Source organism: Streptomyces blastmyceticus, assembly GCF_039521185.1.
In the GTDB taxonomy this organism is placed as follows: Bacteria; Actinomycetota; Actinomycetes; order Streptomycetales; family Streptomycetaceae; genus Streptomyces; species Streptomyces blastmyceticus.
Window position 1 is genome coordinate 59973 of the sequence record NZ_BAAABW010000027.1, and the last position, 20797, is coordinate 80769.

The following is a 20797-nucleotide window of genomic DNA, read 5'->3' on the forward strand; positions in this document are numbered from 1 at the left end:
TCACGTGGAGCTGGTCAGTTGAGCCCGAGCTCGTCATCGAGCAGATCGAAGATCTCGTCTGCGGTCGCGGACTGGATCTCGCGGTCCTCGGCGGCGCCGTCCGTTGCACTTTGCGTTTCATTCCACTTCGACAGGAGATCGCGCAGGCGGGCGGCGATTCCGGGGCGTTCGACGTCGTCCGGGCCGATCTTGGAGAGGATCGTCTCGAGCTTGTCGAGTTCTGCGTGTACGGGCGGGAGCGCGGAGTCCGCGCCGTCCACCCCGAGTTCCTCGCGGAGGTATCCGGCGAGTGCGGTGGGTGTCGGGTAGTCGAAGATCAGCGTGACCGGCAGCCGCAGCCCGGCGGCCGCGCCCAGTCGGTTGCGCAGGTCCACGGCGGTGAGCGAGTCGAAGCCCAGGTCGAGGAAGCCCCGTCCGGCGTCGACGCCGTCCGGCCCGGCGTAGCCGAGGACGGCCGCCACGTGCGTCCGTACCAGTTCCATGAGTTCGCGGTCGCGCTCGGCCTCCGAAAGACCGGCCAGCCGCTCGGTGAGCGAGCCGGTGGCGGTGGCGTCGGCGGTGGTGGTGCCGGGCGTCTCCGCGGCGCGCCGTGCGGGGGTACGGACCAGGCCGCGCAGCAGCGTGGGCAGCATCCCGGCGGCGGCCTGGGCGCGCAGCGCCCTGGTGTCGAGCCCGATCGGGACCAGCACCGGCTCGTCCAGCGCGCCGGACAGGTCGAACAGGGCCAGGCCCTCGTCCTGCGACAGCGGCGCGTAGCCGCCGCGCCGCATCCGGGTCACATCGGACTCGTCCAGGCTGCCCGCCATGCCGCCGGCCGCCTCCCACAGGCCCCAGGCCAGCGAGGTGGCGGGCAGGCCGCGGGCGGTGCGGTGCTGCGCCAGTGCGTCCAGGAAGGTGTTGGCCGCGGCGTAGTTGCCCTGGCCCGCGCTGCCGAAGACACCGGCGGCGGAGGAGAACAGTACGAACGCGGACAGGTCCAGGCCCTGGGTCAGCTCGTGCAGGTTCCACGCCGCGTCCACCTTGGGACGCAGCACCGCGTCAAGCCGCTCGCCGGTCAGCGAGCCGATCACACCGTCGTCCAGCACACCGGCCGTGTGCACCACACCGGTCAGCGGGTGCTCGGCCGGGATCGTGCCGAGGAGCTGTTCCAGCGCCTGGCGGTCGGCGGCGTCGCAGGCCGCCCACGTCACCTCGGCGCCCAGAGCGCCGAGTTCGGCCGCGAGCTCCTCCGCACCCGGAGCGGCACCACCACGACGGCTGGCCAGCAGCAGGTGCCGTACGCCGCGCTCGGCCACCAGGTGGCGGGCGAACAGGGCGCCCAGGGTGCCGCTGGCGCCGGTCAGCAGGACCGTGCCGGACGGGTCGAACTCCGGCGCGGAGCCGGTGTCGTGGGCCAGGACACGGGCCAGTCGGAAGGAGTGGGCGGCACCGGAGCGCAGCGCGAGCTGCGGCTCGTCGGTGGCCAACGCCGCGGGCAGGGCCCGGTGGGAGGCGTCGGTGCCGTCGGTGTCGACCAGGACGAAGCGTCCGGGGTTCTCCGACTGTGCCGAGCGGACCAGGCCCCACACGGCGGCGTGGGCCGGGTCGGTGAGCTCCTCGCCGTCGCGGGCCGCGACCGCGCCGCGGGTGACGAACACCAGGCGCGCGTCGTCGAACCGGGGGTCCGCCACCCAGCCCTGCACCAGCTCCAGGGCGGCACGGGCGGCGGTACGGGCGGTGTCGGGCAGCCGCGGTCCGGTGCCGGCCGCGGCCAGCGGGACGAAGACCACGTCCGGGGCGGTGCCGTCGGCGGCCAGGGCCGCCAGGTCGGCGTAGCCGTCCAGGGTCCGGCCGGCGACCGCGAACGGCTCGCCGCCCAGCGCTGCCCAGCGCCGGCCGAGCGGGACCTCGCCGGTCTGCTCGGCGGGCAGCGCCAGCGGCGTCCACACGGGCCGGAACAGCGACTCGTGGTGCGCGGTGCGCGAGGCGTCCAGCTGCTCGGCCGAGACCGGGCGCAGCACGAGCTGGTCGATGGAGGCCACCGGCGCGCCGGTGGAGTCGGCGAGCTGGAGCGCCACGCCGCCGCCGGCCGGCCGCAGCCGGACCCGCAGGCCCGCGGCTCCGGCGGCGTGCAGCCGTGCCCCGGTCCAGGCGAACGGCAGCCGTGCGCCTTCGCCGGAGCCGTCCAGGCCAAGCGCGTGCAGCGCCGAGTCCAGCAGCGCCGGGTGCACCCCGAACTCGCCCGCCTGGGTCTCGAAGCCCTGCGGCAGCCGGACCTCGGCGTACAGCTCCTCGCCATCGCGCCAGGCGGCCGTCAGGCCCTGGAACACCGGCCCGTAGCCGAGTCCGGCGGCCGCCGCGCCGGCGTAGAAGCCGGAGGTGTCGACGGCGGTCGCCCCGGCGGGCGGCCACTCGGCGGGGAAGGGCTCGGCGGGAGCCGCCGCGCCGGGGGCCAGGAAGCCGGTCGCGTGCCGGGTCCACAGCTCGTCGGCGTCGGCTTCTTCGCGGCGCGAGTGCAGGCTCAGCGCCCGCCGCCCGGCCTCGTCGGCGGCGGCCAGCTCCAGCCGCAGCTGCACGGCGCCCCGTTCGGGCAGGACCAGCGGCGCCTGGAGGGTCAGCTCCTCGACGCTGTCGCAGCCCGCCTCCTCGCCGGCGCGCAGCGCCAGCTCGACGAAGGCCGTGCCCGGCAGCAGCACGGTGTCCATGACGGCGTGGTCGGCCAGCCAGGGGTGGCTGCGCAGCGACAGCCGGCCGGTGAAGACGAAGCCGCCGGTGTCGGGCAGTTCGACCGCCGCGCCCAGCAGCGGGTGGTCCGCCGTCTCCAGGCCCGCGGACGCGACGTCCTCGGCGGAGATGCCCACGTCCAGCCAGTAGCGCCGGCGCTGGAAGGCGTAGGTGGGCAGGGTGGTGCGGGACGCGCCGGTGCCTGCGTAGAACGCCTCCCAGTCCATGGCGGCACCCCGCACATGGGCCAGGGCCAGGGCGGTCGCCAGCGTCCGCGCCTCGGGGCGGCCGGTGCGCAGAGCGGGCGCGAAGGCCACGTCGGCGGCGTCGGTCAGGCACTCCTCGGCCATCGCCGAGAGCACGCCGTCCGGGCCCAGTTCGACGAAGGTGGTCACACCGGCCGCGCGCAGGGCGCGGACGCCGTCGAGGAAGCGCACGGCCTCCCGGACGTGGCGGACCCAGAAGTCCGGCAGCCGGATCTCGTCGGCCGCGACCAGGGCGCCGGTCAGGTTGGAAACGATCGGGATCTTCGGGGCGTGGAAGGTCAGACTCTCCGCGAGCTTCCGGAAGTCGGCGAGCATGCCGTCCATGTGCGGCGAGTGGAACGCGTGGCTGACGGTGAGGCGCTTGGTCTTGCGACCCTGCGCCTCGAACGCGGCGGCGATCTCCAACGCCGCGTCCCCGTCACCCGCGACGACCACCGACTGCGGGCCGTTCACGGCGGCGATGCTCACCCGCTCGGTCAGCAGCGGCAGCACCTCCTCCTCCGACGCCTGCACCGCGATCATCGCGCCACCAGCAGGCAGCTCCTGCATCAGGCGACCGCGTGCGGCCACCAGCTTGGAAGCATCAGCAAGGGACAGCACCCCAGCCACATGCGCGGCGGCCAGCTCACCGATCGAGTGACCGGACAGGAAGTCGGGCTTCAGCCCCCAGCCGTCGACGAGGCGGAACAGCGCCACCTCGACCGCGAACAACGCGGGCTGGGTGTACCGGGTCTGGTTCAGCAGCTCGGCGTCGTCACCGAACACCACGTCCTTCAACGGACGCTCAAGGTGCCCGTCCAGGTGCGCGCACACCTCGTCCAGCGCATCGGCGAACGCCGGGAAGGACTCGTACAGTTCACGGCCCATACCGAGCCGCTGGCTGCCCTGACCGGTGAAGAGGAAGGCCACGTTGCCCTCGGTCGCCACGGCACGCAGTTCCCGCGCCGGGTCGGCCTCGCCGCGTGCCAGCGCGTCCAGGGCGCGCAGCACCTCGTCGTGGTCGGCGGCGACCAGCGCCGCCCGGTGCTCCAGCGCCGCGCGGGTGGTGGCCAGCGAGTAGCCGAGGTCGGTCAGGCCGGACCACGGGCGGTCGTCGTCCGCGGCCGTCGTCAACTCGCCGATGTGGGCGCGCAACCGCTGGGCCTGGGCCCGCAGCCCGTCCTCGCCGCGTGCGGACAGCAGCACGGGCACGAAGGGCAGCCCGGTGCCGGCCGCGGGGGCGTGCGGCTCGGCCTCGGCCGCGTCGGCCTCGGGGGCCTGCTCGATGATGGCGTGCGCGTTGGTGCCGCTGATGCCGAAGGAGGAGACGCCGGCCCGGCGCGGGCGCTCGGTGCGCGGCCACTCCCTGGCCTCGGTCAGCAGCTCGACGGCGCCCGCCGTCCAGTCCACGTGCGGCGAGGGCTCGTCGACGTGCAGCGTCTTGGGCAGCAGCCCGTGCCGCATGGCGAGCACCATCTTGATGATGCCTGCGACGCCGGAAGCGGCCTGGGTGTGGCCGAGGTTGGACTTGACCGAGCCGAGCAGCAGCGGGCGCTCCGCCGGGCGGTCCTGGCCGTACGTGGCCAGCAGCGCCTGGGCCTCGATCGGGTCGCCCAGGGTGGTGCCGGTGCCGTGCGCCTCGACGGCGTCCACCTGGTCGCTGGTGAGGCGCGCGTTGGCCAGGGCCTGGCGGATGACGCGCTGCTGCGAGGGGCCGTTGGGCGCGGTCAGGCCGTTGCTGGCACCGTCCTGGTTGACGGCCGAGCCGCGGACGACCGCCAGCACCTCGTGGCCGTTCTTGCGTGCGTCGGAGAGCCGCTCCAGGAGCAGCACGCCTGCGCCCTCGCCCCAGCCGGTGCCGTCGGCGGCCGCCGCGAAGGACTTGCAGCGGCCGTCGGCGGCCAGGCCGCGCTGGCGGCTGAACTCGATGAAGGTGCCAGGAGTGAACATCACGGTGACACCGCCGGCCAGGGCCAGCGAGCACTCGCCGTTGCGCAGCGCCTGCGCCGCCAGATGCAGGGCGACCAACGACGAGGAGCACGCCGTGTCGACCGTGACGGCCGGGCCCTCCAGGCCGAAGGTGTACGCGACGCGGCCGGAGACGACACTGCTGGAGCTGCCGGTGCCGAGGTAGCCCTCGACCTCCTCCGGCGCGGCGTGCAGACGCGAGCCGTAGTCGTGGTACATCACGCCGGCGAAGACGCCGGTCTGGCTGCCGCGCACCGACAGCGGATCGATGCCCGCGCGCTCGAACGCCTCCCAGGAGGTCTCCAGCAGCAGTCGCTGCTGCGGGTCCATCGCCAGGGCCTCGCGCGGCGAGATCCCGAAGAACGCCGGGTCGAACTCGGCGGCGTCGTGCAGGAATCCGCCCTCGCGGGCGTACGAGGTGCCCTGGGTCTCCGGGTTCGGGTCGTAGAGGGCGTCCAGGTCCCAGCCTCGGTTGTCGGGGAAGAGCGAGATGCCGTCGTTGCCGACGGAGATCATCTGCCACAGGTCCTCGGGGGTGCGCACCCCGCCCGGGTAGCGGCAGCTCATGGCGACGATGGCGATCGGCTCGTCGTCGCCGACGGCCGCCGCGACCGGCGCCGGGGCGAGCGCCGCGGTGCCGGTGCCGGCCAGCTCGGTCCGCAGGTGGCGGGCGAGGACGGTCGGGTCCGGATAGTCGAAGATCAACGTGGCCGGCAGCCGCAGCCCCGTCACCGCGTTCAGCTGGTTGCGCAGTTCGACCGCGGTCAGCGAGTCGAAACCGAGCTCCTTGAACGCCCGGCCCGAACCGACGGTCTCCGCCCCGGCGTAGCCGAGGACGGTCGCCACCTGGCCACGGACCAGATCCAGCAGCATCCGCTCCTGCTCCGCCGGGCTCAGCCCGGAAAGCCGCTGGACAAGGCCGGATTCACCCGCACCCGCCGCGACGGCGTCGACCGCACGCCGCACCGGCACCCGCACCAGCCCGCGCAGCAGCGGCGAGATGGCGCCCGAGACTGCGGCGGCGCGCAGCGCCGTGACGTCCACGCGCATCGGCACCAGCGCCGCTTCGCGCACCCGCAGGGCGGTGTCCAGCAGGGCCAGGCCCTCGGCCACCGGCAGCGGCGGCAGGCCGGCGCGCCGCATCCGGGCGATGTCGGCCTCGTCCAGGGTGCCGCCCATGCCGCCACCGGCCCACAGACCCCAGGCGAGAGCGGTCGCGGGCAGATCCTGCGCCCTGCGGTGCTCGGCGAGAGCGTCCAGGAAGGCGTTGGCAGCCGCGTAGTTGCCCTGACCCGGGCCGCCGAAGACACCGGAGGACGACGAGAAGAGGACGAACGCCGCCAGGTCGAGATCGCGGGTCAGCTCGTGCAGGTTCCACGCCGCGTCCACCTTCGGGCGCATGACGTGGTCGACGCGCTCGGGGGTCAGCGAGCTGATCACACCGTCGTCGAGCACACCGGCGGTGTGCAGCACGGCGGTCAGCGGGTGCGCGGCCGGAACGTCCGCCAGGACGGCGGCAAGCGCCTCCCGGTCGGCCACGTCACACGCAGCCCAGGTGACGGAGGCACCGGATTCGGCCAGTTCGGCCGCCAGTTCCTCGGCGCCGGGGGCCTCGCCGCCGCGGCGGCTGACCAGCAGCAGGTGCCGTACGCCGTGCTCGGCCACCAGGTGCCGGGCCACCAGCCCGCCCAGCGAACCGCTGGCGCCGGTGACCAGCACCGTGCCGTCGGCGGCCGGACGGAAGTCCCGCTCGGTGTCGGCGTCCACGGCCACCCGCATCAGCCGGGGCGTGTACGCCACGCCCGCGCGGAGCGCGAGCTGCGACTCGCCCGCCGCCAGGGCGCCGGGGAGCGTACGGCGGGAATCGTCCCGCCCGTCGAGGTCGACCAGCAGCAGCCGGTCCGGGTTCTCCGACTGCGCCGAGCGCAGCAGGCCCCAGACGGCGGCCCGTGCCACGTCGGGCACCGGCTCGCCCGGTACGGCGGCCACCGCACCGGAAGTCAGCACGACCAGCCGGGAGTCGGCGAACCGCTGGTCCGCCAGCCACTCCTGCGCCAGGCCCAGTGCCTCGGCGGCGGCGTGGTGCGCGGCGGCCGCCGCGTCCGTGCCCCCGGCCGCACCGGGCGGGACGAGGACGAACTCCGGCGCCCGGACGCCCGCGTCGACCGCCGCGGCGAGCGCGGCCAGGTCGGCGTAGGAGGGGACGTCCGCGCCGACGAGGCCCGCGTCGCCCAGAACGGCCCAACGACCCGCGACGGTCGCCTCGGTGGCGGTGAGCCGCGTCCACTCCATGTGGAACAGCGACTCGTGGAAGGCCGTGTGCGCGGTCCGCAGCTGCTCGGCCGAGACCGGGCGCAGACCGAGCGACTCGACGGCGGCGACCGGCGCGCCGGTCGTGTCGGCGATCTCCAGCCGCACGCTCTCGGCGCCCACGGGCGCGAGGTGGACGCGCAGCGCCGAAGCCCCGCTCGCGTACAGCGACACCCCGCTCCAGGCGAACGGCAGTCGGCCCGTGTCGTCGCTGACGCCCAGGCCGCCGATGCCGATGGCGTGCAGCGCGGAGTCGAGCAGCGCCGGGTGCAGCCCGTAGCGGCCCGCCTCCTCCTGGGTCTCCTCGGGCAGCCGCACCTCGGCGAAGATCTCGCCGTCGCGCCGCCACGCCTTGCGCAGGCCCTGGAAGTCGGGGCCGTAGGCGAAGCCGATCTCGAGCAGCCCCGCATAGCGGTCGCCGAGCTCCACCTCGACCGCGTCCGCCGGCGGCCACACGTCCATCTCGAAGGCCGGCCGCGGCTGATCGTCGGCGGCCGCGAGCACACCACTGGCGTGCCGGGTCCACGGCTCCTCGGCCGGGAGGTCCTCCAGGCGGGAGTGCAGCGACAGCGGACGGCGGCCCGACTCGTCGGCCGCGCCGACCGACAGCCGCAGCTGGACGCCACCCTGCTCGGGCAGGACCAGCGGCGCCTCGAGCGTCAGCTCCTCCAGGTGCGGGCAGCCGACCTGGTCACCGGCGCGGATCGCCAGCTCCACGAAGGCCGTGCCCGGCAGCAGGACCGTGTCCATGATGGTGTGACCGGCCAGCCACGGGTGCGTCGACAGCGCCAGGCGGCTGGTGAACAACACACCGTCCGCGTCCGGAAGTTCGGCACTGGCCCCCAGCAGCGGGTGCCCGGCCTCGCCCAGACCCAGGGCCGTGACGTCCCCGAGGTACAGCGAGGACACCTTCGGCCAGTAGCGCTGGCGCTGGAAGGCGTACGTGGGCAGGTCGACCCGCGCGGCACCGGTACCGGCGAAGTACGCCGCCCAGTCCACCGCGAGGCCACGGGCGTACGCCCGGGCCACAGCCGCCACCAACGACCCGGCCTCGGCACGATCCTTGCGCAGCGCGGAGACGAACGCGACGTCCTCGCCCTGGGCACACTCCTGCGCCATGGCGGTCAGCACACCGTCGGGGCCCAGCTCCACGAAGGTCGTGACGTTCTGGGCCTCCAGGGCGCGGATGCCGTCGAGGAAGCGGACCGCCTCGCGGACGTGACGGACCCAGAAGTCCGGGTTCGTGATCTCCTCGGCGGAGACCAGCGCACCGGTGAGGTTGGAGACGATCGGAATGCGCGGGGCCTCGTACGTCAGGCCCTCGGCGACCGTGCGGAAGTCCTCCAACATGCCGTCCATGCGCGGCGAGTGGAAGGCGTGCGAGACCGTCAGGCGCTTGGTCTTACGACCCTGCGCCTCAAAGGCAGCAGCGATATCCAGAGCCGCGTCCTCGTCACCCGCGATCACCACGGAAGCAGGGCCGTTGAGGGCGGCAATGCTGACGCCCTCCGTCAGCAGCGGCAGCACCTCCTCCTCAGAGGCCTGCACCGCGATCATCGCGCCACCGGCGGGCAGCTCCTGCATCAGGCGACCGCGCGCGGCCACCAGGGTGCAGGCATCCGCCAGCGACAGCACACCCGCAACATGCGCAGCGGCCAGCTCACCGATCGAGTGACCCGACAGGAAGTCCGCCTTCACGCCCCACGCCTCGACCAGACGGAACAGCGCCACCTCGACCGCGAACAACGCGGGCTGAGTGAAACCGGTCTGGTCCAGCGCCGCGGCGTCCTCGCCGAACACCACGTCCTTCAGCGGACGCTCAAGATGCCCGTCCAGGTGCGCGCACACCTCGTCCAGCGCATCCGCGAACACCGGGAAGGACTCGTACAGTTCACGGCCCATACCAAGCCGCTGACTGCCCTGACCCGTGAACAGGAACGCCGTCTTGCCACCGTCCGCGGAGCCCGTCACCAGACCCGGGGCCGACTCGCCGCGCGCCAGCGACTCCAGGCCCGCCAGCAGGGCGTCCCGGTCGGCGACGACCAGCGCCGCGCGCTCCTCGAACGCCACGCGCTGTGTGGCCAGGGAGTAGCCGACGTCCGCCAGTGCGGCGTCCGGTGTCCCGGTCAGGTGCGTCCGCAGTCGCTCGGCCTGCGCTCGCAGGCCCTCATCGGTGCGGGCGGACAGGAGCACGGGCAGCACGGCCGGCGCGTGGCTCGGCGCCACGGGCTGGTCCTCGGTGACCGGGGCCTGCTCGATGATCGTGTGGGCGTTGGTGCCGCTGATGCCGAAGGAGGAGACCGCGGCCCGGCGGGGGCGGCCGGTCTCGGGCCACGCGGTGGCCTCGGTCAGCAGCGCGATCTCGCCCGCCGCCCAGTCGACGTGCGGGGAGGGCGCATCCACGTGCAGCGTCTGCGGCAGCGTTCCGTGCTCAAGCGCCAGCACCATCTTGATGATGCCCGCGACACCGGCGGCGGCCTGCGTGTGGCCGAAGTTGGACTTGATGGAGCCCAGGTAGAGCGGCTGCTCGGGGGCGTGCTCCTGGCCGTAGGTGGCCAGCAGCGCCTGCGCCTCGATCGGGTCACCCAGCGTCGTACCCGTGCCGTGCGCCTCGACCGCGTCCACGTCGGCGGCCGAGATGCCCGCGCTGGCCAGCGCCTGCCGGATCACCCGCTGCTGCGACGGGCCGTTGGGCGCCGTCAGGCCGTTGCTCGCACCGTCCTGGTTGATCGCACTGCCACGCACGATGGCGAGGACCGGGTGACCGTTGCGCTGCGCGTCCGACAGCCGCTCGACGAGCAGCATGCCGACGCCCTCGCCCCAGCCCGTGCCGTCCGCACCGGCCGCGAACGCCTTGATCCGGCCGTCTGCGGCCAGTCCGCGCTGGCGGCTGAAGTCGATGAAGTTCCCGGGGGTGGACATCACGGTGATGCCGCCGGCGAGGGCGAGTTCGCATTCACCGGCGCGCAGCGCCTGGATGGCCCAGTGCAGCGCGACCAGCGACGAGGAGCACGCGGTGTCGACGGTGACCGCCGGACCCTCAAGGCCCAGGGCGTAGGAGACCCGGCCGGACAGCACGCTGGCCGCGTTGCCGGTGCCCATGAAGCCCTCGGAGCCACCGGGGGCGGCGAGGATGACGGGCAGGTAGTCCTGGCCGTTGGTGCCCGCGAAGACGCCGACCTGCCGGCCGCGCAGCGCGGCCGGGTCGATGCCCGCCCGCTCGAACGCCTCCCACGAGGTCTCAAGCAGCAGCCGCTGCTGCGGGTCCATCGCCAGGGCCTCGCGCGGGGAGATCCCGAAGAACGCCGGGTCGAAGTCGGCGGCGTCGTGCAGGAATCCGCCTTCGCGGACGTACGTGGTGTTCTCGGCGCCGGACTCCGGGTCGTAGAGCGCGTCGGTGTCCCAGCCGCGGTCGGCGGGGAAGCCGGTGACCGCGTCCTGGCCCGATATGAGCAGCTTCCACAGCTCTTCGGGGGTGGTGACGCCGCCGGGGAAGCGGCAGCTCATCGCGACGATCGCGATCGGGTCGTCGTCGACTGCCGCCGTGGCGGCGGGGGCGGCGGCGACCGGGCGGGAGCCGACCAGCTCCTCCTGGAGGAACTCCGCCAGGATGACCGGGGTCGGGTAGTCGAAGATGATCGTGGCGGGGAGCCGCAGCCCGGTGAGCGAGCCCAGCAGGTTGCGGATCTCGACCGCGGTCAGCGAGTCGAAGCCGAGGTCGCGGAAGGCCCGGGTGGGCTCGACGGACTCCGGTCCGCTGTGGCCGAGGACGACCGCCACCTGGGTGCGGACGAAGTCCAGGGCGAGCGCCTCGCGCTCCTCCTCGGTCGCGGCGGCGGCCAGCCGCTGCGCGAAGGAGGCGTCGTCGGAGCCGCTCCCGGCGGCCGTGCGTGCCGCCTCCAGGGCCTGCCGTGCCTCGGGGAGGTCGGCGACCAGCGGGTTGGGGCGGACGGCGGTGAGGCCGGGCGTGAACAGGTCCCAGTCGATGTCCACGACCAGGGAGAAGGTCTCGTCCAGGTCGAGGGCGGTGCGCAGCGCGGCGGTGGCCGGCTCGGAGGCGAGTGCGGGCAGCCCGGACAGCCGGAGCCGCTCGGCGACCAGTTCGTCGGTGGCCATGCCACCCTCGGCCCAGGCGCCCCAGGCCAGCGAGACGGCGTGCAGCCCCTCGGCGCGGCGCTGTTCGGCCAGCGCGTCCAGGTAGGCGTTGGCGGCGGTGTAGTTGGCCTGGCCCGCGGCGCCGAAGGTGGCGGCCATGGACGAGAACAGCACGAAGGCGGTCAGGTCGAGATCGCGGGTGAGCTCGTGCAGGTGGAGCGCGGCGGTGGCCTTGGGGCGCAGCACCGCGGCCAAGCGGGCCGGGGTCTGGGCGTCCAGGACTCCGTCGTCGAGGATGCCGGCGGCGTGCACGACGGTGGTCAGCGGGTACTGCTCGGGGATCGAGGCCAGCAGCGCGGCCAGGGCGTCCCGGTCGGCGGCGTCGCAGGCGGCGATGGTGACCTCGGCGCCCAAGGCGGCGAGTTCCTCGCGCAGTTCGGCCGCGCCCGGCGCGTCCGGGCCACGGCGGCTGGTCAGCAGGAGGTGTTCCACGCCCTGGCCCGCGAGCCAGCGGGCGACGTGCGCGCCGAGCGCGCCGGTGCCGCCGGTGACCAGCGCGGTGCCGCGGCCGGTCCAGGCATTGTCGGTGGTCTCGGCGTGCGGGGCGCGGGTGAGGCGGCGTACGAAGATGCCCTGCGGGCGGATGGCGAGGTGGTCCTCGTCGCCGAGGCCGGAGAGCGCCTCGGCGAACCGGCCGAGGGTCCGCTCGTCGGCGGCCTCGGGCAGGTCGATCAGGCCGCCCCAGCGCTCGGGGTGTTCGTGACCGACGGTGCGGCCCAGGCCCCACAGCTGCGCCTGGGCGGCGCTGGTGAGCCGGTCGGAGCGGCCGGTGGAGACCGCGCCCCGGGTGACGGCCCACAGGGGGGCGTCGAGTTCCGCGTCGCCCAGCGCCTGGACGAGGGCGACGGTGCCCGCGAGGTTCGCGCCGAGCTCGGGGTGGTCGGCGTGCGGCCGCTCGTCGAGGCCGAGGAGGGAGAGCACGCCGGCGGGCGTGGTGCCCTCGGGCAGGGCGGCGCGCAGCCGCTCGGCGAGGTCGGTGCGGTCGGCGGCGGTGGCGTCCACGGCGAGCTGTGCGACGCGCACGCCGCGCTCGGTGAGCATGCGGACGGACTCGGCCGGCCACGGGGAGTCGGCCGCGCCGGCCGGGGTGACGACGAGCCAGGTGCCGGTCAGCAGCGAGGGCTGGGCCCCGGTCAGCGGCTTCCAGGTGGTGCGGTAGCGCCAGCCGTCGACGGTGGAGCGGTCGTGGTGGCGGCGGCGCCAGGCGGACAGCGCGGGGAGCACGGCGCTCAGCGGCTGGTCGCCGTCGATGCCGAGGGTGTCGACGAGGGCCGCGAGGTCCTCGCTGTGCACGACCTCCCAGAAGCGGGCGTCGGTGGCGCTGAGCGCGCCGGTCCCGCCGTCGGCCGCGTCGCCCATGTCGGCGAAGGGGTCGGACGGCCAGAACCGCCGGCGCTGGAAGGCGTACGTGGGCAGGTCGACGCGGTCGGCGCCGGTGCCGGCGTAGAAGGTGGACCAGTCCACGGCCACGCCGCGCACGTGTGCCTGGGCGAGGGCCTGGGCGAGGGTGCGGGCCTCGGGGCGGTCGTCGCGCAGGGCGGGGACGAACGCCATGGCGTTCGCCCTGGTGGTGGCCGGGCAGTCCTGGCCCATGGCGGAGAGCACACCGCCGGGGCCGAGTTCGACGAAGGTGGTGACGCCGCGTGTCTCCAGGGCGCGGATGCCGTCGAGGAAGCGCACGGCCTCGCGGACGTGGCGGACCCAGAAGTCGGCGGTGGTGATCTCCTCTGCGGAGACCAGGTCACCGGTGAGGTTGGAGACGATCGGGATCTGCGGGGCCTGGTAGGTCAGCCGCTCGGCGACCGCGCGGAAGTCGTCCAGCATCGCGTCCATGTGCGGCGAGTGGAAGGCGTGACTCACCGTCAGGCGCTTGGTCTTGCGGCCCTGCGCCTCGAAAGCGGCGGCGATCTCCAGAGCCGCGTCCTCGTCACCCGCGATCACCACGGACTGCGGGCCGTTGAGAGCGGCAATGCTCACCCGCTCGGTGAGCAGCGGCAGGACCTCGTCCTCCGACGCCTGCACCGCGATCATCGCGCCACCGGACGGGAGCTGCTGCATGAGCTGGCTGCGGGCGGCCACCAGGGCGGCGGCGTGCGTCAGCGACAGCACTCCGGCGACGTGGGCGGCGGCGAGCTCGCCGATGGAGTGGCCGGCGAGGAAGTCGGGCTTGAGGCCCCAGGACTCGACGAGGCGGAACAGCGCGACCTCGACCGCGAACAGCGCGGGCTGGGTGTAGCCGGTGCGGTTCAGCAGCTCGGCGTCGTCGCCGAACAGCACGTCCTTCAGCGGCCGTTCCAGGAAGCGGTCGAGCTGGGCGCAGACGTCGTCCAGCGCCTTGGCGAAGACCGGGTAGGTCCCGTACAGCTCACGGCCCATGCCGAGCCGCTGGCTGCCCTGGCCGGTGAAGAGGAAGGCGAGCTTGCCCTCGGCGGCCAGCCCCTCGGTGAGGGTGGGGTGGTGCTGTCCCTCGGCCAGCGCGGCCAGGCCCGCGAGCAGTTCGTCGCGGTCGGCCGCGACGACGGTGGCGCGCCGGTCGAGGGCGGGGCGGGTGACGGCCTGCGAGTAGCCGATGTCGGCCAGGTCCGCGGCGGACTGACCGGACGTCAGGTGGGCGTGCAGCTGGGCGGCCTGGGCGCGCAGCGCGCCCTGGTCCTTGCCGGACAGCACGACGGGGGTGAGCGGCGGCCGGACGGGGGCGGGTGCGGGGGCGTCCGCCGGCTCCTCGGCCGCCGGGGCCGGTGCCTGCTCGATGATGGTGTGCGCGTTGGTGCCGGACATGCCGAACGAGGAGACGCCGGCGCGGCGCGGACGGCCGGTCTCGGGCCACTCGCGGGTCTCGGTCAGCAGCTCGATGTCGCCGGACGACCAGTCCACGTGCGGGGTGGGCTCGGTCAGGTGCAGCGTCTTGGGCAGCACGCCGTGCTTGAGCGCCATGACCGTCTTGATGATGCCGCCGACACCGGCGCCCGCCTGGGCGTGGCCGATGTTGGACTTGACCGAGCCGAGCAGCAGCGGCCGGCCCTCGGGCCGGGACTGGCCGTAGGTGGCCAGCAGGGCGTCGGCCTCGATCGGGTCGCCGAGCGCGGTGCCGGTGCCGTGCGCCTCGACGGCGTCGACCTCGTCCGGGGTGAGCCGGGCGTTGGCCAGCGCCTGGAGGATGACGCGCTGCTGGGAGGGGCCGTTGGGCGAGGTGAGGCCGTTGCTGGCGCCGTCCTGGTTGACGGCGGTGCCGCGGACCACCGCGAGGACCGGGTGGCCCTTGCGCTGCGCGTCGGACAGCCGCTCGACCAGCAGCACGCCGACGCCCTCGCCGAGGCAGAAGCCGTCGGCCTCGGGGGCGAAGGGCTTGGAGCGGCCGTCCAGGGCCAGCCCGCGCATCTTGCTGTAGTCGACGAAGACGCCGGGGGCACACATCAGGGTCGCGCCGCCGGCCAGCGCCATCGTGCACTCGTTGTTGCGCAGCGCCTGCACCGCCAGGTGCAGCGCCACCAGCGACGAGGAGCAGGCGGTGTCGACGGTGGCGGCGGGGCCCTCGAGACCGAAGGTGTACGAGAGGCGGCCTGAGGCGACGCTCGCGGCGTTGCCGGTGCCGAAGTAGCCCTCGAAGTTCTCCGTGGAGCTGAGGATCGCGGCGAGGTAGTCGTGGTTGCTGGTGCCGACGAAGACGCCGATCTGCTGACCGCGCACCGATGTCGGGTCGATACCGGCCCGCTCGAACGCCTCCCAGGACGTCTCCAGCAGCATGCGCTGCTGGGGGTCCATGCCGAGCGCCTCACGGGGGCTGATGCCGAAGACGGACGGGTCGAAGTCGGCGATGCCGTCGACGAATCCGCCCTCGTGCACATAGCTGGTGCCGGGGTGGTCGGGGTCCGGGTGGTACATCGTCTCGACGTTCCACCCGCGGTCCACGGGGAAGTCGCTGACCGCGTCCACGCCTTCGCTGACGACCCGCCACAGATCCTCGGCGGAGCGCACGCCCCCCGGGTAACGGCAGCCGATCCCCACGATGGCTATGGGGTCGTGGTTCTTGGCCTCCGCCGCATGCAGGCGAAGACGAGTCTGATGCAGATCCGCCGTTACCAGCTTGAGGTAGTCCCGCAGCGTCTCTTCATTCGCCATTTAACGCAACCCATTTACGGCAGACGGCATCGGAAATAAGCAATTGGTCCACTACTCGGCGAGAGGCTATGGCCGGACTAACCCTCCCTACAACCCCTAACTGCCCCCTATCACCCCCTGGGTGACAGCGGGGCGATAGGGGGCAGCGGGAATGCCGAGCCTTATACGAGAGTGCGGAAAATCCTGTCCGACTTCGAAAGGCGCGTCAATAGCGAAATGTTCATCAGGCCCTTCCGAGCCCCTTGTTGATGAACGCGAAGAGCTCTTCGTCACTGGCCGACTGGAGCTCCTCGACGACCTCCCCGGCCTCGGGGGCCGGGGCGGCCGCGGCGGGGGCCTGGGCGGCGGAACCGGCGTCCGGGCCCTCGTTCCACTTCCCGAGCAGCGACTGGAGCCGCATGGTGATCCGGGCCCGGGTGATGTTGTCCGGGGCGCTGCCGGCGATCGCCGCCTCCAGCCGGTCGAGCTCCTCCAGCACCGACACCCCGCCGGCCGCCTCGTCCGGCACCACCTCGGCGCGCAGGTACGCGGCCACCGCGGCGGGCGTCGGGTGGTCGAAGATCAGGGCCGCCGGCAGCTTGAGCCCGCTGGCGGCACCCAGCCGGTTGCGCAGCTCGACCGCGGTGAGCGAGTCGAAGCCCAGCTCCTTGAAGGCCCGGCCGGCCTCGATCGCCGAGGCGTCGGCGTGCCCGAGCACCGCCGCCACCGCGCCGCGGACCAGGTCCAGCAGCACCCGCTCCCGCTCGGTCTCCGGCAGCCCGGCGAGCTGCTGGGCCAGCGCGGGACCGGCGGCGCCGGCCTCGGCGGCCTCGGCCCGCATCTCCTCGACGACCTGGCGCGCCTCCGGCAGTTCGTGCAGCAGCGGCCGCGGCCGGTCGGCGGTGAAGGCCAGGGTGAACCGTCGCCAGTCCATGTCGATGACGGTCAGCGCCGTCTCGTCCCGGTCCAGCGCGTGCCGCAGCGCGGTGACAGCCGGCTCCGGCGCCATCTCGTTGATGCCGTGGCGGCGCATCCGGTCACCGACCGCGCCGTCGACGGTGGCACCGTCGCCCCACGGGCCCCAGGAGAGCGTGGTGGCGGGCAGCCCCTCGGCGCGCCGCCGCTCGGCGAAGGCCTGCAGATAGGCGTTGCCCGGGGCCTGGTTGCCCTGCCCCGGCGCCCCGAAGACCGCGGAGAAGTGCGAGAAGAGCACGAACGCGGAGAGCTCCAGATCGCGGGTGAGCTCGTGCAGATGGCGCGTGGCGTCGACCTTCAGCCGCAGCACCCGGTCCATCTGGTCAGGCGTCAGCGCCTCGATCACCCCGTCCTCGACCACCGCGGCGGTGTGCACGACGGCGGTCAGCGGCCGCTCGGCCGGGACCTCCGCGAGCAGCGCGGCCAGCGCGTCCCGGTCGGCGACGTCGCAGGCGGCGACGGTGACCTCGGCGCCCAGCGCGACGAGCTCCTCGCGCAGCTCGGCCGCGCCCGGCGCGTCCGCGCCACGACGACTGGCGAGCAGCAGGTGCTCGGCGCCGTTGCGGGCCAGCCAACGGGCCACCTGCGCGCCCAGGGTGCCGGTGCCGCCGGTGACCAGTGTGGTGCCGGACGGCTGCCAGTCCCGTACGGCCGGGGTGTCGGCCAGCGCGGCCCGCACCAGGCGCGGCCCGAGGACGCCGGTCGCGCGGATCGCCACCTGGCCCTCGTCGCCGTCGCCCGCGAGCACTCCGGCCAGCCGGCCCAGTGCCCGCTCGTCCAGGGTTTCGGGCAGGTCGACCAGACCGCCCCAGCGCTCCAGGTGCTCCAGGGCGGCCACCCGGCCGAGGCCCCAGATCAGCGCCTGCTCGGGCGACTCCAGCCGGTCCGAACGGCCGGTGGAGACGGCACCGCGGGTGGCGCACCACAGCGGCGCGGCGATCCCCGCGTCGCCCAGCGCCTGGACCAGCGACAGTTGCGCGGCGGCACCGGCGGGGAGGGCGGAGTGCCCCGGGTACGGGCGCTCGTCCAGCGCCAGCAGCGACAGCACGCCGTCGTAGGCCGCGTCGTCCCCGGTGAGCTCGGCGCGCACCAGGGCGGCCAGCGCCTCCCGGTCCGTCGCCGTGGCGTCCACCGTGAGCCGCCGTACGTCGGCGCCCCGCTCGCCCAGGGCGGCGGCGACGGCCGCCGCGCGCTCGTCCTCGGTCCCCGGCGCGACCAGCAGCCAGGAGCCGGAGAGCTGCGCGGACGGCCCCTCGGGCAGCTGCTTCCAGGTCACGCGGTAGCGCCAACTGTCCACAGCGGACTGCTCGCGGGCCTGCTTGCGCCAGGCGGAGAGCGCCGGCAGTACGGCGCTGAGCGGCTGCGAGCCGTCGACCGCGAGCTCCTGGGCCAGCGTCTGCCAGTCCTCACGCTCCACGGTCTCCCAGAAACGGGCGTCCACCGGGTCGGCCTGCGCCGCCCCGGCCGCCCGCGCGGGCGCCGCCTCCGGCCAGAACCGCTCGGTCCGGAAGGCGTAGGTGGGGAGTTCGACGCGTGCGGCGCCGGTGCCCTCGTAGACCGCGTCCCAGTCGACGTCGACACCGCGCGTCCACGCATCGCCCAGCGAGGTGAAGAAGCGCTCCAAGCCACCCTCGTCACGGCGCAGCGATCCGATGACGGCGGCCTCGCGGCCCGCGTCCTCGGCAGTCTCCTGCACACCCATCGTCAGCACGGGGTGCGCGCTGGACTCGATGAAGGCTCCGAAGCCCTCGTCGAGCAGACGACGGACAGCACCTTCGAGCTCGACGGTCTGACGGAGGTTGGTGAACCAGTAGTCCGCGTCCAGCTCGGGACCCTTGACCCACTCCCCCGTCACCGTGGACAGGAACGGCACCTCGGCCGCCCGAGGCTGTACGGGAGCCAGAAGTTCACGCAGCTCGTCGCGCAGCAGCTCGACCTGGGCGGAGTGCGAGGCGTAATCCACCGGCACCTTACGGGCCCGCACCTCGTCCGCCTCACACGAAGCGATCAGCTCATCGAGAGCCGTGGGCTCACCGGAAACCACAACGGACGACGGCCCATTGACGGCCGCCACCGAGATGCGGGATTCACCCCACGCGGCGATCCGATCCCGGACCTCGGCCACCGGCAGCGCTATGGACACCATGCCGCCCTTGCCCGCCAGCACCCGGCCAATAGCCTGGCTGCGCAACGCGACAACACGGGCAGCATCCTGGAGCGAGAGAATCCCCGCCACACACGCGGCCGCGATCTCACCCTGCGAGTGACCGACCACAGCGTCCGCACGCACACCGAACGAGCGCCACAGCTCCGCCAGCGAAACCATCACGGAGAACAGCACCGGCTGGACCACGTCCACCCGCTCCAACGACGGCGCACCCTCCACGCCACGCAGCACATCCACCAACGACCAGTCGCAGAACTCCGCGAGCGCCGCAGCGCACTCTTCGATCCTGGCGGCGAACACCGGCGAAGCGTCCATGAGCTGGACCGCCATGCCGACCCACTGCGAGCCCTGGCCGGGGAAGACGAAGGCGACCTGTCCGCCGACGGCCGAACCCTGCACCACGCCCGCGGCCATGCCGCCCTCGGCGAGAGTCGTAAGGCCGGCCAGCAGCTCGTCGCGGTCCTCGGCGACGATCGCCGCACGGCGCTCCAGGGCGGAGCGGGTGACGGCGAGCGAGTAGCCCACGTCCACCGGGCGGGCGCCGGTGTCGGCCCCCAGCCGGTCCAGCAGCTTGGCGGCCTGCGCGCGCAGCGCCGCCTCGCCCTTGGCGGAGAGCACCCACGGCAGCACGCCCGGCCGGCGCGTCGGCGCCTCGGCCTCGGCCGGCTCCTCCGCCGGGGCCTGCTCGACGATGACGTGCGCGTTGGTGCCGCTGAAGCCGAAGGCGGAGATGCCCGCGCGGCGCGGACGTCCGGTCTCCGGCCAGGCCGTGGCCTCCCGCGCGAGCGCCACCGAGCCGGCCGCCCAGTCGATGTGCGGGGAGGGCTCGTCGATGTGCAGCGACTCGGGCACCACGCCCTGTCGCATGGCGAGAACCATCTTCATGACGCCCGCGATGCCCGCGGCGCCCTGGGTGTGGCCGATGTTGGACTTGACGGAGCCCAGCAGCAGCGGCTGGTCGGCCGGGCGGTCCTGGCCGTACGTCGCGAGCAGCGCCTGCGCCTCGATCGGGTCGCCGAGGGCGGTGCCGGTGCCGTGTGCCTCGACGACGTCCACGTCGGCGGTGGACAGCCGGGCGTTGGCCAGGGCGCGTCGGATGACGCGCTGCTGGGACGGGCCGTTGGGCGCGGTCAGGCCGTTGCTCGCGCCGTCCTGGTTGATGGCGGTGCCGCGGACCACGGCGAGCACCTTGTGGCCGTTCTTCCGGGCGTCGGAGAGCCGCTCCAGGAGGAGCACGCCCACGCCCTCGGCCGGGCCGAAGCCGTCGGCGTCCGCCGAGAACGCCTTGCAGCGGCCGTCCCGGGACAGCCCGCGCTGCCGGCTGAACTCGATGAACAGGCCGGGCGTGGACATCACGTGGACGCCGCCGGCCAGCGCCAGCGAGCACTCCCCCAGCCGCAGCGCCTGCACCGCAAGGTGCATCGCCACCAGGGACGCCGAGCAGGCCGTGTCGACGGTGACCGCCGGGCCCTCCAGGCCGAAGACGTAACTGACCCGGCCGGAGAGCACGCTGGCGGAGTTGCCGGTGCCCAGATGCCCGCCGAAGTCCTCCTCGGCGTCCAGCGCGACCGACAGGTAGTCGGAGGCGTTGATGCCGGCGAAGACGCCGGTCTGGCTGCCGCGCAGGGCGGCCGGATCGATGCCCGCCCGCTCGAACGCCTCCCAGGAGGTCTCAAGCAGCAGCCGCTGCTGCGGGTCCATGGCGAGGGCCTCGCGCGGCGAGATCCCGAAGAACCCCGAGTCGAACCGGGTGGCGTCGGCGAGGAATCCGCCCTCGCGGGTGTAGGTGGTGTCCGGGGTGTCCGGGTCCGCGTCGAACAGGTTCTGCAGGTCCCAGCCGCGGTCGGCGGGGAATTCCGTCGCCGCGTCGCCGCCGGCGGCCAGCAGCCGCCACAGTTCTTCGGGGGTGCGGATGTCGCCGGGGAACCGGCAGCTCATTGCGACGATGGCGATCGGCTCGCGGGCCTGGTCCTCGATTCCCTGAAGGCGCCGGTACGCCTCGTCGAGGTCTGTGGTGACCTTCTTCAGATATTCGCGGAGCTTTGCTTCATTCGCCATGTGGCGCTTCCTATTCGAATGCGGTGGATCGTCGGGGTGGTCTGTGGGGTGGTGCTGCCGCGCTTCGGGCCGCTGAATTCCCCGTTGTTCGCGGGCCGGGCTTTCACGCCCGGCCCGC

2 protein-coding genes are annotated in these 20797 nt (G+C 74.0%); both read right to left on the minus strand.

Annotation, left to right across the window (positions count from 1 at the left end; all coding sequences use genetic code 11):
* Positions 1-14: 14 nt before the first annotated feature.
* Positions 15-15500 (minus strand): type I polyketide synthase, encoded by a 15486-nt coding sequence (locus tag ABD269_RS27390; protein ID WP_344122127.1) that lies wholly within the window; start codon positions 15498-15500, stop codon positions 15-17.
* Between the two features lie 223 nt (positions 15501-15723).
* Complete coding sequence (locus ABD269_RS27395; RefSeq protein WP_344122129.1) at positions 15724-20679, minus strand: type I polyketide synthase; 4956 nt, start codon at positions 20677-20679, stop codon at positions 15724-15726.
* Between the last annotated feature and the right edge of the window lie 118 nt (positions 20680-20797).

Excerpts from the sequence above, each read along its gene's own strand:
- ABD269_RS27390 (WP_344122127.1), bottom strand. The coding sequence starts at position 15,500 with ATGGCGAATGAAGAGACGCTGCGGGACTACCTCAAGCTGGTAACGGCG.
- ABD269_RS27395 (WP_344122129.1), bottom strand. The coding sequence starts at position 20,679 with ATGGCGAATGAAGCAAAGCTCCGCGAATATCTGAAGAAGGTCACCACA.